Consider the following 15850-nt stretch of genomic DNA (forward strand, 5'->3'; position numbering starts at 1 on the left):
ATCAATGCCCCTTTCTGTGAGCAAATAGCACAATCATGAGCAAAAGCGCAAACAAGCCAGCAAGGCTGTATGCAGTTTGGCAAAGCAGTGTAAGCGGGATCGTACAAATGGCGATCAGGCCTGCCTTCGTAAACGATCGTTTGCAAGCACGCAAGACGGCAAGTGCTAGGCCGCACACGACTAAAGCAAGGGGGGCTAGCACAAGCGCAGCCGCCAAATAAACGACGACTCCTTTTCCACCTGAGCGCTGCAATTGCAGCGGCCAAATATGGCCAATGAGAATGGCCAAAGCCATTGCACCAATAACGATATCAGAAACGTCAAGCCACATTCTCCCTATGGCTAATGGAATAATTGTTTTTAACGCATCGATCGCGACTGTGCCGATAAAGGCCTTTTTGCCAAAAATGCGTCCGGCATTTCGTGCCCCAGCATTCGCGCTTCCCAAAGTGCGGATGTCTTGTTTGTATTTCATATGTCCGATATAGTAAGCCCCGTTTATACAGCCACATGCATAGGATACAGCAACGAGTAGGAAAAATGCCATGGAATCGCCCTTTTATAGAGAAGATAGTAATTTTTACCGTTTTATCATATCACACTCTATGAAAAGGATTAAGAACCTTTCTAAAAGATAGGTTGTTTTTGAAAGATGAAATGACACATTGCCTTCTTGTACGAACTGGAAAAATAGAGGAGATTCAATAGAAGCATCTGTAGCCATGCTCGATGAATCGTTTGTCCATCGCTAGTTTGAAAGAAGAAAAGCCTAACAACTATAGCCCCATACGATGTGTTAAACTAGAAAAAAGGAGGGGCTTTAGATGCCATACGTAAAGCTGACATGAGTCTAACCTAAATGATCACATTTTTTTGATAGCACTACTAAGAAAGATCATTAGGAGGACAAAATATGATGGAAACGATCAAACAAGTAGTGAAAGAAACAGCAAAAGCAGAAACTTTTGCTGGTACTTATTACTTAGCTACTCCAGAAGGCACCGTAACAGACAGTTTTGGCTTTGCCAACCGAGCCGAACAAATCCCTAACCAAACGAATACCCGCTACGGCATGGCATCAGGCACAAAGTTACTAACCGCGATTGCGGTTTGCCAACTAGCTGACTCAGGAAAGTTGCCCTTAGATAGCAAATTGGCCGATTGTTTAGAAATCGATAACTTAGGGTTCGACCCTGAAATAACGGTGCATCAACTGTTGACCCATACTTCCGGGATTGCCGATTATTTTGACGAAGAAGTCATGGACGACTACGAGGAGCTTTGGCAGCAAACGCCTGTTTACCAGATGAGAAAGGGAAAAGATTTTTTGCCACTTTTCCAACAACAAGAAATGAAAGAGAAGCCAGGAACCACATTCCGTTACAACAATTCTGGCTACATTGTTCTCGGCCTTGTCGTTGAGCAGGCAAGCGGGCTTCCGTTTAGCGACTATGTTGAAAAGGCGATTTTTCAACAAGCAGGCATGACTAGGTCCGGTTTTTTCGAAATGGATGCTCTGCCAGAAGGCGCTGCTCTTGGCTACATTGACGAAGAAAATGGCAAATGGCGCACAAATGTATTTTCTGTTCCAGCTAAAGGAGGGGCTGACGGGGGCGCTTATGTGACAGCACCAGAAATGGCGAAGCTATGGCAAGAGTTAGGCGCAGGCAAGCTCATGTCTAAGGAAATGGTTGCTACGCTGTTGGCACCTCATGTACAAGTCGAAGGCGATCTTTTTTACGGCTATGGCGGGTACATGAAGGGCGAGGCTGGCCGCGTAAACAAACATATTTTTATGGGCTATGATCCAGGAGTCAATTTCCGAATGGCTTGTTACCCTGAAACAGGGCATGTGCTCGTTGTATGTTCGAACAACTCTGACGGTGCATTCGCACTGCAGACGGCGATCGAAACCGCGCTTTTCACATAAGGACTTATGAGGTTCTCTCCGTGTTTAGGCATTGTTTGAAAGCGATAAAAAGCAAATAAGCGGGCGGGGCAAACACAACGGCTTTAAGCTCGCTTGTAACATGTAACAAACATAGAATTCCGAAATAGCCCCTCCCCCCTACATAGGGGGAGGTTTTCTTAGGTGGTGGGAGGAAGAAAGATGAAACATATACAAGTATGGCATTACGAAGCGTTCAGCAGACAGAAAGGAAAAGGAAACCCTGCTGGCGTTGTCTTTGAAGGAGATGCGTTAGAAGAAAGGAACATGCAAGAAATCGCTAAAAAGGTTGGCTTTAACGAAACGGCTTTTGTTCTTCACTCCGATGTGGCAGATTTACGCTTGCGCTATTTCACGCCAGGACATGAAATGGATTTGTGTGGCCACGGTACGGTTGCCGCATTGCAAGCGCTTGTCGAGGCTGGAACGATTGACAAGCAAACAAAACTTACCCTCGAAACAAAAGCGGGCATTTTAAACATGGAGTTGGAAACAAAGGCAGGGCAGTTAATGATTGCGATGGAACAGGCAGCTCCTCAATTTGAACGCTTCAATGGATCAGCTGCTAAACTGGCGGAAGCACTTGGCTTGTCTCCATCCGATTTAGACAGCCGACTGCCGATTATGTACGGCAGCACAGGCACTTGGACGCTTCTCGTGCCGATAAAAAGCATTCACGCTTTTTCGCAAATGAAGCCGCAAAACCGTGAATTTCCAGCGATTTTAACAGAGAAGCCCCGTTGTTCAGTCCATCCCTTTTGTGTGGAAACGATCGACCCAGACGCCGATCTTCATGGCCGCCACTTTTCATCTCCATATTCAGGCACGATCGAAGACCCAGTCACGGGGACGGCGTCTGGTGTAATGGGTGCTTACGGGACAACGTATATTGACAACAGCAAACAGGAGTGGCTCGTCGAACAAGGGCAAGAAATCGGCAAAGATGGGCGCGTTCTTGTCGTTGTTAAGACGGACAAGAACGGCAAGCCTCATGTCTCGATTAAAGGGGAAGGCGTTTACGTTGACAGCTTCATGGTCGAAATAGGTGACTAGCTAAGCAATGGCTGAAAAGGCACTTCTTGTTTCTGGTGGATGATTCTTCTACCCTCTACTGATCCCCTTTGCAGGAAAACGAGCTATAGTATGACTGAAGGTATGACAGCACCTTCAGTCATTTTATTCACGTTTCCGCTTATCCCTTCATTTCGGCACTGCTTTTTCGATCGAAAGTCGTCCAAACCATTGGTGGCGGTGGCTGGAAATGAAGCGATACGCTGCCGTTCCAACGATCTCTACCAAGGAAAAGGAAAGCAATGGAGTGAGCCAGGCTAGTGCTGGCAGGCGGGAGAGGACTTTACTTATAGCTTGGAAACCAATCGATACTTGGCCTTCTTTTGACAGGACATAGATTTCGTCATACATGTCTACATAGCGGGCTGCTTTTTTTCGTGTTGTCTCGCTTACGGACTGGACAGGGAACCAACGAAGTTCCCTGTTCCAGTCTAGTTTCATAACGACTTTTTTCACGGCTCGGCACAACGGGCATTGGGCGTCATAAAAGACAATATCGGTTTTCATGTCCACTCACCTCAACAACCGTATTGCCGAAAACCGTCCAAGTTAAACACATTACACGGGTTGCGCGCTTTTTAAGAAAATACGGCGCCCTTCTGTGGCCGATTGCAGCGCAGCTTCATTGATTTGCGTTAAGCGGAGCATATCCTCTCGTGTAATATGCGGCTTTTTGCCATCTTTGATTTCCGCAACCCATTGGGCGATTGCGCTTGGTCCAGGCTCTGGTAGTGTCGGCGTTTGCCAAGATCCGTCGCCAAGTTGGCTGGAACGGATGCGGACTGAGCGGTCTTCAACGAGCAAACTGCCTTCTGTACCATGCAACTCAAGCAAAAATGGGCTGGAACTACCAATAAAGCCGGCTTCGATAATACCGCTTGCGCCAGAATCATAGCGGACGATGACTGAGGTATGGTCTTCGACTTCACGCTCGGTGAACGAAACCATTTCGCACATGACAGACGCTGCTTCGCCAGCAAGGCGGTTTGTTAAATAAATCGGATGGGCACCTAAGTCAATTAAGGCGCCGCCTCCGCATTGGTTTTTGTCATAGAAGTGAGGAGGCAGCCACCCGTCTGGATGCGTGTCTGTTGGCAAGGCGCCGCCATGTTCAAGCCGGCAACGGATGGACGTCAATTGGCCAAGCCAGCCGTTATCAAGTGCTTGTTGGGCATAGATGTAAGACGGGTCATTTAAACGAGGCAATGACAGCATTAACGAGACATTGTTTTTATCTACAGCTTCAAAGATAGCGATACAGTCTTCCTCTGTAAGCGCTAACACTTTTTCGGAAAAAATATGCTTTTTTGCAGCGGCACAAGCAAGAATTACATCTTTGTGCATGGAAGTAGGCGTGTCGACAATCACCCCGTCGATTTGATCTTGGGCAAGCAATTCATTTAAATCTTCGAAAAAATCAACCTCTAACTCCTTCGCCCACTGTCTTCCCCGTTCTCGTTCTTCATCCCAGACAGCAACGACAGATAAATCAGGGTTCTCCAGTGCTTGGCGGGCATAATCATTGGCATGGACATGCCAGCGGCTTAACAATGCAACTTGAATCATTGTACTCCTCCTCAGCAGTTAATACAGTCCATACTAGAGAGTCAGTTAATTGCTGTCAAGACAAAAAAGTTTCATTTTTATCAAACACGCTTTGTTGAAGACGCTTTTTAAAGCGTAAAGGTGAGAGATGTTTAGCTTGTTTAAAATGCTGGATAAAATAGCTTGTGCTCGAATAGCCGACGCTCACCGCTACCTCTGTAATGCTTAAATCGGTCGTCGTTAATAGTTTCTCCGCTTCTGTGATTCGAATGTAGTTCAGCAGTTCAGTGAACGAACGCCCGGTAATGCTTTTGATTTTTCGAGAAAAATAGCTATAGCTTAAATTGCATGTAGCTGCTGCTTGTTTTGCCGTCAGCGCTGTAGCGTAGTGGCTTTCTAATAATTGGAACACTTGCCGCATAAGCTGGAAATCGCTGTCATTGATCGATTCCGTCCCAACAGAAATGCCTGATTGGCGCCAATGGCGTAAAACCGCTAAAAAAATCGTGCAAATATGAATCCGGATCGCAAAGTCATAGCCGTAATCCTTGTGTGAAAATTCGTCATTGATTTTTGTAATCGTTGCTGGAATGACGGTGCTTGCCATTTCCCTGCTTTTTAGCAGTGTTTGCGGGCTTGACTTTGACATCGTAAAAGGAAATACGTACTTAGACTCAAAAATCGAGCGTGATGTAGAATACAAGACCTCAGGATCAAGTTTAATCACAAGGTATTCGACATTTTCACCGCTCTCTGCCCATATTGCATGGACTTCGTTGGAGTTGATAATCACTAAGTCGCCTTTCTCCATAAGGAACGGTTGCCCGCTCACAAAAACGCGGGCGCGCCCAGAAAACGAATAGAGCAGTTCAATGGCGTCATGAAAATGGGGGCTGGCAATTCGTCGGTTTGGTTCGCTTGTTTGCATATGGCAGTGGATCGGCTCCCGAATGTCATTTCCACTTGGCAATTGTTCTTTGTAAGCATCTAATTGCGTGAACATCCTATCTCTCCTTATGACAAACATTTAATATAATTGAATAGTTCTAGTATATAATCAATTGAGCCGAACATGGTACGATTTTTTCGAAAGAATTCAGAAAACGGTAAAGGTGGTGTGCGAACATGGCTCGAATTGGCTTGCAATTGTATTCCGTTAAAGAACGGTGTGCCGCTGATTTTTTTGGCACATTAGACGAGGTCGCGAGGTCAGGGTATGAAGGTGTTGAATTTGCCGGATATTTTGGCAAAAGCAGCAAGGAGTTAAAAAAGAGGTTAGCAGATAACCAACTCGTTGCGGCGGGGAGCCATATATCGATCGAACAACTGACAGATCAGTTGGATGAAGTGATTGCTTATGCAAACGAAATTGAAAGCCCTTACATTATTTGCCCTGGCTTGCCTGAGCCTTATCGGGACAGCGCCGATGCTTATAAACGTACAGGAGAGCTGTTGACGAAAATCGGTGAAAAGGCAGCAGCGGCCAATATTGCGTTCGGCTATCACAACCATGACATCGAACTTACCCAATTTGAAGGCGAATACGGACTTGATCTGTTATTTGCCGCTGCGGACCCACGTTATCTGTTTATGGAGCTTGATACGTTCTGGCTGGAAGCAACGGGGCAGAAGTCCATTGACTGGATTCACCGTTATAAAGACCGGATTAAAATTTTGCATATGAAAGATATGAACAACCTACAGGAATTGCGCAATGTTGAAGTTGGCAGCGGCATAATGGATTTTCACGGGATTCATGCAGCCGCAAAGCAGCACGGTGTCGACTGGTACACGGTTGAACAAGAGCAGTTTGACAAAGATGAGTTTGAATCAATTAAAGAAAGCGCCCAATTTTTGCATTCATTACGATAAAAGGAGCGATTGAAATGGAAGAGCGGACAGTAAGAATTGGCATTATTGGTTGCGGAGGCATTGCCAATGGCAAACAAATGCCGAGTTTGGCTAAAGTGAAAGGCGTCGAAATGGTGGCGTTTTGTGACATTATTAAAGAAAGGGCAGAGAAAGCGGCGGAAACGTACGGCAGCGAAGGCGCGAATGTGTATACCGATTACACCGAGCTATTGAAGGATTCGTCGATTGAAGTCATCCATGTGTGTACGCCTAATAAGTCCCATGCGCCAATCAGCATTGCAGCGATGGAAGCAGGCAAGCATGTGCTGTGCGAAAAGCCAATGGCGAAAACGGCCGCTGAAGCACGGCAAATGGTGGAGACAGCAAAGCGCACAGGCAAAAAGCTAACAATCGGCTATGACAACCGTTACCGCAATGACTCCCTTTATTTGAAGGAGCTTGTGGAACAAGGCGAGCTAGGCGACATTTACTTTGCGAAAGCACATGCCGTGCGGCGTCGTGCGGTACCGACGTGGGGCGTCTTTTTAAACGAGGAAGAACAAGGGGGCGGCCCGTTAATTGACATCGGTACCCATGCCCTAGATTTAACGTTATGGACGATGAATAACTACAACGTTAAAAGCGTTGTCGGCAATGTTTACTACAAGCTGTCGAATACAGAAAATGCGGCCAATGCTTTTGGCCCGTGGGATCCAAAAGAGTTTACTGTCGAAGATTCGGCATTTGCGTTTATTACGATGGAAAATGGCGCAACGATTACATTGGAGGCAAGCTGGGCCCTTAATACGCTTGATGTGGATGAAGCAAAAACGACATTGTGTGGCACGAAAGCAGGCGCAGATATGCGTGACGGTTTGCGGATCAACGGCGAAAAATTAAGCCGCCTATACGTAACGAAGCCAGATTTAAACGCTGGCGGAGTCGCCTATTATGAAGGCGGCGCAGAAAGCCAAGCAGACAAGGAAGCGCGCCTTTGGATTGAGGCGATTCGCAACGGCACGGAGCCACTCGTAAAAGCGGAACAAGCGCTTGTTGTCAGTGAAATTTTGGAAGCGATTTATCAATCAGCGAAAACAGGCAAAACCATTTATTTTGATGAGGCCAATGTACCTGCGACGACCAATTAATGGAGGTGCCAATCATGTCTATTCGTTTTCGTTCCTTGAAATGGGTCGGTCTTTTGGCGGCAGTCACGACTGTTCAAACGGCATGCAGCAGCGCAGACACGGGTACAGAGGAGCTTGAGGAAGAAGTGATTACCGTCGAAGGACGGACGACGGTCACTTATTGGCATAACTATACTGGAAAAGGACTGGAAGCCATCGAACAGGTGGCTTCTGACTTTAATGAAAGTCAGGACGACATTTTTGTGCAACCGATTTATAGCGCCTCTTCTGAAGGAGACGACCAGCGGCTTTTGACAGCAATTGCTGGCGGCAATCCTCCAGATCTTGCCCATTTCGACCGTTTCAAAGTCGCCCAATATGCGGCAGAGAATTCCCTTGAACCGCTGACGCCTTTTATTGAAGCCGATCACTACGATATGGGAATTTATTATGACTATGCGGTTGAAGAATCGACTTACGAGGGCGACATTTATGCCATGCCGCTGACAACCGATTCAAGGCTGCTTTTTTACAATAAAGACCGCTTTGTCGAAGCGGGGCTAGACCCTGATCATCCGCCATCAACGATTCAGGAATTAGAAGAGGCGATTGAAAAGCTCTCAACGATTGAAGATGGGCGCGTGCAGGAGCTTGGTATGGTGCCATGGACGGCGCAAGGTTGGTTTTACACGTGGGCATGGGCATTTGGCGGTGATTTTTATGACCCAGAGACAGGCGCGCTGACGATCAATCATCCGAAAAATGTCGAAGCGTTGGAATGGCTTGTTTCAGTTGCCGACAAGTATGACGCAGCGACGGTCACAAGTTTTGACACAGCCCAAGGAAGCAATGAGATGGACCCTTTTATTCAAGAAATTTATAGCATGAAAGTTGATGGCCCGTTCTCGATCTCTACCATTAATCAATACAATCCTGACTTAAATTATGGGGTGACCCCTGTCCCTACGCCAACAGGCGACAATTTTGCGACATGGTCAGGAGGGATGTCACTGATCATTCCGAAAGGAGCCAAACATGCTGAAGAGGCGTGGGAATTTATGAAATATTTCGGCAGCGAACAAGGACAGCGTACGTTCAATGAAATGGACCACCAAATGTCGGTGATTGATACGGTCAATGAAGAACTATATGGCGATGATCCGATTATGAAGGAATTTATTGACATTTTGCCGGATTCGAATTCGCGGCCTCCGATTGCAAGCGGGCAATTGTTATGGAACGAGCTCGACCGGGCAGTGGAGTATGCGATCCACGGCAGAGACGAGCCCCAGGCGTTGCTTGATAAAGTCGCTAAAAAAGTGGCCGAAGAGGAAAATTAGGAGGGTGGAAGATGGCAAAATTGGAAACGGGAAAGGCGCCGAGAATACGGGTAAGTCGCAAGCGCTCGAATGAAAGTTTAGCCGGTTGGCTGTTTGCGTTGCCTTGGATCATTGGGCTTTTGCTTTTTTTCGCATACCCTTTGATTTCTTCAATATATTACAGTTTTACGGATTACAGCATTTTGCAAAGCGGCAAATTTATTGGCTTGGCTAATTACCGCGAGTTGTTTCAAGACGAGTTGTTTTGGATTTCGATTTACAATACCATTTATTTTGCTGTTTTATTCGTGCCCTTAAGCATTATTTTTGGCGTTGCTTTGGCGATGGTGCTGAATATGCGGGTGCGCGGCATGGCCGTGTACCGGACGATTTTCTTTTTGCCGACTCTTGTTCCCCATGTCGCATTGGCGATCTTATGGATTTGGTTGTTAAATCCCCAATTCGGGTTGGTCAACGCCGTTCTAGACTGGTTTGGCATACAGGGGCCTCCTTGGCTTGGCAGCACATTTTGGTCAAAACCGGCATTGATCTTGATGTCGCTCTGGGGGATTGGACAGGCGGTTATCATTTATTTGGCTGGTCTAAGCGATATTTCGCAAGAGTACTATGAAGCAGCGGAAGTTGATGGCGCAAGCTTTCTGCAAAAGACGTTTTATATTACGCTGCCGTTGTTGACGCCTGTGATTTTCTTCAATTTGGTGATGGGCTTTATTGGGGCGTTCCAGCAATTCACACTGCCTTATACGATGACCCAAGGTTCTGGAAGCCCTGCTGATTCATTGACATTTTACGTCATGTATCTTTATGACAACGCGTTTAGTTATTTCCGGATGGGCTATGCATCGGCAATGGCATGGATTTTGTTTGTCATCATTATGGCATTGACGGCCATCGTTTTTTGGAGTTCAAAACGATGGGTCCATTACCAAGGCGATTAGGAGGTGCCTCATGAACACATTGGCAAAAAAACGATTAAAAAGCATCTATGCTCATACCATTTTAATTCTTGCATCGATTTTGTTTTTAGTTCCTTTTGTGTGGATGGTGTCTACTTCTTTTAAGCCGATTACGCAAGTCTTTACGTTTCCGCCAGAATTTTTGCCGCGGCCTTTCCAATGGGAGAATTATATTGAAGCAACAAAGTATATTCCGTTTTGGACATACACATGGAACACCGCCGTTATTACAGGATTAAGCACACTCGGAGTTGTTCTTTCCTGTCCCCTAGTAGCCTATAGTTTTGCAAAACTCCGGTGGCGCGGCCGCAATGCGTTGTTTGCGATTACGATTGGCGTCATGATGATCCCGACACAGGTGACGATGATCCCGCTCTTCTTGCTTTTTAACCAGTTAGGGTGGGTAGGAACGAACTTGCCATTGATTGTGCCCGCTTTTTTCGGTGTCCCTTTTTCGATTTTTCTGCTGAGGCAATTTTTTAAAGGCCTTCCTGACACATTACGGGAAGCTGCAAAAATTGATGGGGCCAGTGAATGGCGCATCTATTGGCAAATCATGTTTCCATTAGCGAAGCCCGCTGTGTTAGCAGTCGCGCTGTTCCAATTTATGGCGGCGTGGACCGATTTTCTTGGACCGCTTATTTACTTGACTGAGGAAGCAACCTATACATTGTCGCTTGGGCTCCAGCAATTCCAAAACCAACAAGGTTCTCAGTGGCATATGATGATGGCCGTTTCGACGCTGATGACGTTGCCGATTATCGTGTTGTTCTTCTTCATGCAAAAAACGTTTATTCGCGGAATCACGTTTACAGGCATCAAAGGCTAAATCACAATGAGGGAAAAACAAAACGCCGTTTTACACAACGAAGAACAAGCGCGTGTGGCTAGAATCGCCTATAGTAGAAGCATAGGGGGCGATACAGGTGAACGAAAAACTCGCAGTAACGGTATTTACTGTTCGTGAACAGTTAAAAACGATCGGCATTGGCCCAGTCTTTAAAGAGCTCGCGCAAATGGGCTATAAAGGGCTGCAATTGTCAGGGTTGCCAGCAGGCTATGACCAAGATGAAGTCGCTTACCATTTAAAGGCGAACAATGTGGTCGCTGCCGGAATGCATGTGCCGTTTGCTCGCTTGACGAATGAGCTTGACCTTGTGCTGAAAGAGGCAAAGAAATACGGGACAAATGCTTTGTTCTGCCCATATTTGCCTGAAGAGCTGCGGACGGTGGAAGGCTACCGGGCCGTTAAGGAAGGGCTAAATAAAGTGGCGCAACAGGCACCTGATTTTCAAATCGGTTTCCATAACCATGCTTTCGAGTTTGAGACAACCATCGATGGTCAAGATGCGCTTAGCTATTTGCTTGAACCGAGCCAAGACAACCGCATTCTAGCTGAAATTGACGTCTACTGGGTTAAAAAAGGCGGGCGCGATCCATACACATTTATTCAGACGTACAGCGGGCGAATGCCAATGATTCACTTGAAAGACATGACGAAAGATGAGGAAGAGACATTTGCCGAAGTCGGAGAAGGGTCGATCCCCTTTTTGCCGATTTTGCAATGGGGCGAACAAAATGGAGTAGAGTGGTATGTTGTCGAACAAGATGTATGCAAAAGGGACCCGATGGACAGCTTGCGCATAAGCCTCGCCAACTTACAGCAATTGGCGACACAGCTTTAACGACTAGTGGATAACCTCCCTCAGACTGATAGAAAACGCTTGTCAGACGAGAAGTGCAGCCGAGGGAAGATGCGAATAGAACATGGGTTCATGAGCAGCGGTTTTCTTGCGCATGAAACGACAGTTTCAAAGCATATGACTGAGGCAAACGACGACGTATGCGAGCATTTGTCTACAGTCTGTGGCTAAGCGCCCACCGCTTAGCCAGACATGCTTTGACGCTTGTATTGTGCAGGTGTGATGCCTGTGAACTGTTTAAATACTTTTGTGAAATGGGACGGATAATGAAAGCCAACTTGGTAGCAAATATCAGTAATGCTGGCGTCGCTTACGAGAAGTTCAATTTTCGCTTGATTGACTCGCCGCTGATACAAATATTTAAAAATGGTTACGCCTGTCATTTCTTTGAACACTTTCGACAGATGGTATTTGCTAACGTGAAGTGCCTCTTCCAGCGTTTCAAGACCGAGATGTTCATGATAATGGCTTTCAATAAAGGAGACGACCGCTTGGACGGTCTTTTCTTTTTGGCTCATTTCTCCCTTAGGGAGCTCGTTTTGTGACGTGCCCCAATAGGAGCAAAGATAAAGAAGCAGATCCATAAAAGCTAACTGGAAGCGGGGGGCAGCCATAGGGCCACCCCGCTTTTGGCTATCATGTAACTGGGCTAGATGCTGTTCCAATTGCTGGCGGCTCCCCCCAGTAAAAGAGAGGCGTACTGGCTTCACTTGTGCGAATGGCAAAAGGGCGTGGTCGTCGCCTAATGCTTGAAACACCTCTTGAAAAAAACGGTGGTCAAAGTGAATCGTTGAGCGGACATAAGGATGGCCGTGATACAGCTTTGGGCAATGAAGTGTCAAGCCATTCATTAAAATGATATCGCCAGGGGCAAGGGAAAAAATTTGATCGCCAATTAAGTACGTGCATTTGCCTTCATGAAAATAAAAGATTTCTGCCTGTTCGTGAGAGTGGAAGGAAAGCGTCCGTTCATTTTTATGGTTTTCTTTGTAGTTAAAATTCAATGCTGGCGTTTGTAAAAGCGCGCCGCTCATGTTGTTTGCTCCCATGGCATCATACGCTCAGCTTGTGCTTGGGCGCGCAAGCACAGCTCCGCTGCTTTAAAAGCATGGGCTTGGGTCATTGCGTGTTCCGTCCGGTTTAGGCAATCAAGAATCAATTCGCCAAAAAACGGAAAGCCCACTTTCCCAGATAAAGCAAAATGCTGCTCGCCATCTTTATTTACCAAATAGAGATGGTCGCCATTTTGGTCACGGGCAACATCGACATACTTACGCAGTTCGATGGTCCCCTCTGTCCCTGTAATGAACGTCCGTCCGTCTCCCCATGTGCTTAACCCGTCTGGCGTGTGCCAATCCACTTTAAAAAAGTGTGTCGCACCGTTGTCGCCGACAAGTGTCGCGTCGCCGTAATCTTCGAGTTCAGGGTAATCAGGATGGGCATAATTGGCGACTTTGCTGTGAAGCACCGTTGCGTCGCGGGCCCCGGAGAAAAACAGGAATTGCTCGATTTGATGGCTGCCGATGTCGCAAAGAATGCCGCCATACTTTTCTTTTTGGAAGAACCACTTTGGACGGTTTGGGGCGTTAAGCCGGTGCGGTCCAAACCCCGTTACTTGCAAAACGCGGCCAATCGCCCCTTGCTGGATTAAATCGCCTGCAAATACAGCCGCTTCAACATGCAAGCGTTCGCTGTAATAAACCATGTATTTTTGTTTAGTCCGCTCAACGGCTGCTTTCGCCTGTTCAAGCTGCTCAAGCGATGTAAACGGCGCTTTGTCCGTAAAATAGTCTTTTCCACTTTCCATTACTTGAATGCCAAGGGCGGCCCGCTCAGATGGGATCGCCGCCGCGGCTATTAAATCGATCGTTTCATCGCTAAGGATGTCGGCTGCGCTAGCAGCTATTTGCACATTTGGATAAGTGTCAACAAAAGCAGCGACTTTTTTAGGATCAGGATCGTACACAGACACAAGCGTTGCCCCCGCCTCGAGCAAGCCATTGCACATACCGTATATATGTCCATGGTCAAGCCCAATCGCGGAAAAGCGAAATTCGTCTTTAGTGACGACTTTGTTTGGTTTTCCTTTTGGTGCATAATTCATCCCATTTTGCTTGCTCATCGTTTTCCTCCTCAGTAACTTTCTCGTACATCCAACGTTTGATTGGTTGTGACCGTTTTTCCTGGAGAGTTTCGGATTCGTTCGTTTAAGTTTTGCTCGTAAAGGCCTTCATCTAAAGGGAGTTCGACCCAATTGTCGATCCACGTTGACAAATGCATGGCATTGGATAATGTCAGGCCTTGCATGCCTTCCTCGCCTGGGGCGATTAGTGGAACGCCATGTAAAATCCCATCGACAAAATTTTGGGTAATGCCTTGGTGCCCCGTTTCGGTGCCTGCGACAGGGATATCGATTTTCCAATGTTCTGGAGCGCCAAAACCACCTTTATAGGATGCGTTAAACGCGGGCTCTGGCGTCCGCAACTGCCAAAAAGACAGCGTTTCGCCTTCAATGACCGCTTTTCCTCTTGTGCCAGTCACTTCAAGGCGGTTGGTCCCTGGAGCTTCTGCTGTTGTGGTAATAAACACGCCAGTCGCACCGCTTTCGTACTCCATATAAGCGGTCACTTCATCCTCCACTTCAATATCGCGGTATTTTCCAAATGAGCAAAAAGCACGGATTCGTTTCGGTTCCATGCCAATCAGCCAGCCCCATAAATCTAATTGGTGGGGGCACTGGTTGATGAGGACGCCGCCGCCCTCGCCTGGCCAGGTGGCGCGCCAACTGCTTGAGTCATAATAGCTTTGCGAGCGGTACCAATCGGTAATGATCCAGTTCATTCGCCGAATCGTCCCTAGTTCGCCCGATTGGATCAAATCTCTAAGCTTCTGATAAATCGGCTTTGTCCGTTGATTGTACATTAAAGAATACACACGCCCGCTTTTTTGAGCTGCTTCATTCATTTCCCGCACTTGGCGCGTGTACACGCCTGCAGGCTTCTCGCAAAGGACGTGCAGGCCTGCGGCAAAGGCTTGCTCAGCAAGGCGTGAGTGGCTATAGTGTGGCGTGGCAATGAGCACGGCATCAACGACATTGGCGTGAAAGAAATCGATTTCATTCGTAAATACAGGCACTTCGTCGCCAAAATGTTGTTGCAAGGCACTGGCTCGCTCTCCGTCTTCTTCCAATAATGCGCCAAGACATGCGCCTTTTATGCTTCCATCTGCTAAGTAAGCGGCATGGGCGCCGCCCATATTGCCAACACCAATCACACCGATCCGCACTTGATCCATCAAACCCTCTCCTTTTGTTTGCGCTTACAAACAGTGTAGTCTTCATGAGTAGGTTTAGCTGTTCTATTGTTGGGGATTTTCGATTCTTACTTATACGTGGTTGTTGTCTGTATTCATGGACAAGCGGTATTGGTGCGGCGTTGCATTGGTTTTGCGCTTGAACATTTGAATGAAATACGAGACATTCGTTAAGCCGATACGTTGGCTAATCTCGTCGATAGGCAAGCTCGTCGTTTGCAAAAGGTGGCACGCTTCCTTCATCCGCCGTGCTGTTAAATAGTCGGTAATGCTGCTACCTGTCTCACGGCGGAACACTTTGGAAACATACGACTTGGACAAATACAAGTCCTGTGCCAGTTGCGACAGGTTAAAAGGTTCCATTAAATGGTCTTCAATCCAACCCATAATCCGTTCGGCGTAATGGATTTTGCGGAGCTCCTTTGTAGGAGGCCGTCCCTTTAGCTGATGCTGCATATAGCTGAGCAATTGAATCAAAAGCAACTCTTCCCGTTCAGCCCGTTCGTTGATCGAAGCTGCTTCAGCCATTTTGTCATGCATGTCGCATAAGGAGCGAATGTAAAAGTAGTCTTCAGAAAAATCAATAAATGGATCTTGGTTGTAGTCATTTTTTAAGTGGCGGAAAAATTGGACCATCGCCGGATAGGCCGTTAGGCGCTTTTCGGCATGCAATGGGTCGAAATGAAGTGTGGCCCGTTCATATGGAGCGGCAGAAGCAGGCGCAACATGGTGCAATTGAAAGGGCTGGAAGAAAAAAAGCATGCCTTTTTTGATTGGCGACATTTGCTGGTTCACAACGACACTGCCGGCCCCGTCAAACACAATAAGCAATTCACAACCTTGGTGCCAATGGTAATAGCCATTATAATCAGTCGGATAAAACAGTTTCTTATGATGCCAATCAAGCGCTTCGGAGCTTTGGGGACTTTGCTGGAACAATGGCTTTTTTGTCATGCTGCCGCACTCCTTTTGTGCAACAAAACAATATTTCTTTCCA

At 46.9% G+C, this 15850-nt stretch carries 16 protein-coding genes; 8 read left to right on the forward strand and 8 right to left on the reverse strand.

Translation table 11 applies throughout. The features are described 5' to 3' along the window. Nucleotide 1 precedes the first annotated feature (1 nt). Nucleotides 2-547 carry a glycerol-3-phosphate acyltransferase gene (locus tag N6H06_RS04575; protein WP_062745978.1) on the reverse strand — a complete coding sequence of 182 codons (546 nt, stop codon included), beginning with the start codon at nt 545-547 and terminating at the stop codon, nt 2-4. A gap of 366 nt (nt 548-913) precedes the next feature. Here N6H06_RS04575 and N6H06_RS04580 point away from each other — a divergent pair, with 366 nt between their 5' ends. Together N6H06_RS04580 and N6H06_RS04585 are read left to right on the forward strand one after the other, a co-directional pair. Beyond that, nucleotides 914-1930, forward strand: coding sequence for a serine hydrolase domain-containing protein (locus tag N6H06_RS04580; protein WP_212954254.1), 1017 nt, complete (start codon nt 914-916; stop codon nt 1928-1930). A 180-nt stretch (nt 1931-2110) separates the two neighbouring features. Further along, nucleotides 2111-3001: a PhzF family phenazine biosynthesis isomerase gene (locus N6H06_RS04585; protein WP_263705733.1), complete on the forward strand. Its 891-nt coding sequence runs from the start codon at nt 2111-2113 to the stop codon at nt 2999-3001. A 147-nt stretch (nt 3002-3148) separates the two neighbouring features. Here N6H06_RS04585 and N6H06_RS04590 read toward each other — a convergent pair whose 3' ends face one another. The 3 genes from N6H06_RS04590 to N6H06_RS04600 are packed head-to-tail and all read right to left on the reverse strand — an operon-like array spanning nt 3149 to nt 5567. Further along, nucleotides 3149-3526: a thiol-disulfide oxidoreductase DCC family protein gene (locus N6H06_RS04590; RefSeq protein ID WP_263705734.1), complete on the reverse strand. Its 378-nt coding sequence runs from the start codon at nt 3524-3526 to the stop codon at nt 3149-3151. 51 nt (nt 3527-3577) lie between these two features. Beyond that, nucleotides 3578-4585, reverse strand: a complete 1008-nt coding sequence (locus tag N6H06_RS04595; protein WP_263705735.1) for a Gfo/Idh/MocA family protein — start codon at nt 4583-4585, stop codon at nt 3578-3580. A 55-nt stretch (nt 4586-4640) separates the two neighbouring features. After that, the gene (locus tag N6H06_RS04600) at nt 4641-5567 is read right to left on the reverse strand and encodes an AraC family transcriptional regulator (RefSeq protein ID WP_263705736.1); all 927 of its coding nucleotides are present in this window, start codon (nt 5565-5567) and stop codon (nt 4641-4643) included. 122 nt (nt 5568-5689) lie between these two features. Between N6H06_RS04600 and N6H06_RS04605 the strand changes: the two genes are divergently transcribed. The 6 genes from N6H06_RS04605 (at nt 5690) to N6H06_RS04630 (ending at nt 11523) form a co-directional block, all read left to right on the forward strand. Next, nucleotides 5690-6436 carry a sugar phosphate isomerase/epimerase family protein gene (locus N6H06_RS04605; protein WP_263705737.1) on the forward strand — a complete coding sequence of 249 codons (747 nt, stop codon included), beginning with the start codon at nt 5690-5692 and terminating at the stop codon, nt 6434-6436. A 14-nt stretch (nt 6437-6450) separates the two neighbouring features. After that, nucleotides 6451-7563, forward strand: coding sequence for a Gfo/Idh/MocA family protein (locus tag N6H06_RS04610; protein ID WP_094425767.1), 1113 nt, complete (start codon nt 6451-6453; stop codon nt 7561-7563). Between the two features lie 14 nt (nt 7564-7577). Next, complete coding sequence (locus N6H06_RS04615) at nt 7578-8882, forward strand: ABC transporter substrate-binding protein (RefSeq protein WP_263705738.1); 1305 nt, start codon at nt 7578-7580, stop codon at nt 8880-8882. Between the two features lie 11 nt (nt 8883-8893). Next, a complete protein-coding gene (locus N6H06_RS04620; protein WP_095335843.1) occupies nt 8894-9820 on the forward strand; it encodes a carbohydrate ABC transporter permease in 927 nt (308 codons plus the stop codon). Nucleotides 9821-9830: 10 nt separating this feature from the next. Next, nucleotides 9831-10667 carry a carbohydrate ABC transporter permease gene (locus tag N6H06_RS04625; RefSeq protein ID WP_095239253.1) on the forward strand — a complete coding sequence of 279 codons (837 nt, stop codon included), beginning with the start codon at nt 9831-9833 and terminating at the stop codon, nt 10665-10667. Nucleotides 10668-10764: 97 nt separating this feature from the next. Beyond that, nucleotides 10765-11523, forward strand: a complete 759-nt coding sequence (locus N6H06_RS04630) for a sugar phosphate isomerase/epimerase family protein (protein ID WP_212954250.1) — start codon at nt 10765-10767, stop codon at nt 11521-11523. 200 nt (nt 11524-11723) lie between these two features. Here the strand turns inward: N6H06_RS04630 and N6H06_RS04635 are convergent, their stop codons facing one another. The 4 genes from N6H06_RS04635 to N6H06_RS04650 all read right to left on the reverse strand — a co-directional run bounded on the left by N6H06_RS04635 (nt 11724) and on the right by N6H06_RS04650 (nt 15807). Next, a complete protein-coding gene (locus tag N6H06_RS04635) occupies nt 11724-12575 on the reverse strand; it encodes an AraC family transcriptional regulator (protein ID WP_212954249.1) in 852 nt (283 codons plus the stop codon). After that, entirely contained in the window at nt 12572-13663 is a 1092-nt protein-coding gene (locus tag N6H06_RS04640; protein ID WP_062746003.1) for a Gfo/Idh/MocA family protein, read from the reverse strand. The genes N6H06_RS04635 and N6H06_RS04640 overlap by 4 nt, the downstream gene beginning before the upstream one ends. 11 nt (nt 13664-13674) lie before the next feature. After that, complete coding sequence (locus N6H06_RS04645) at nt 13675-14835, reverse strand: Gfo/Idh/MocA family protein (protein ID WP_212954247.1); 1161 nt, start codon at nt 14833-14835, stop codon at nt 13675-13677. Nucleotides 14836-14925: 90 nt separating this feature from the next. Beyond that, nucleotides 14926-15807: an AraC family transcriptional regulator gene (locus N6H06_RS04650; RefSeq protein WP_263705740.1), complete on the reverse strand. Its 882-nt coding sequence runs from the start codon at nt 15805-15807 to the stop codon at nt 14926-14928. Nucleotides 15808-15850: the final 43 nt, after the last annotated feature.

Source organism: Shouchella tritolerans (assembly GCF_025770735.1).
Taxonomy (GTDB): domain Bacteria; phylum Bacillota; class Bacilli; order Bacillales; family Bacillaceae_D; genus Shouchella; species Shouchella tritolerans.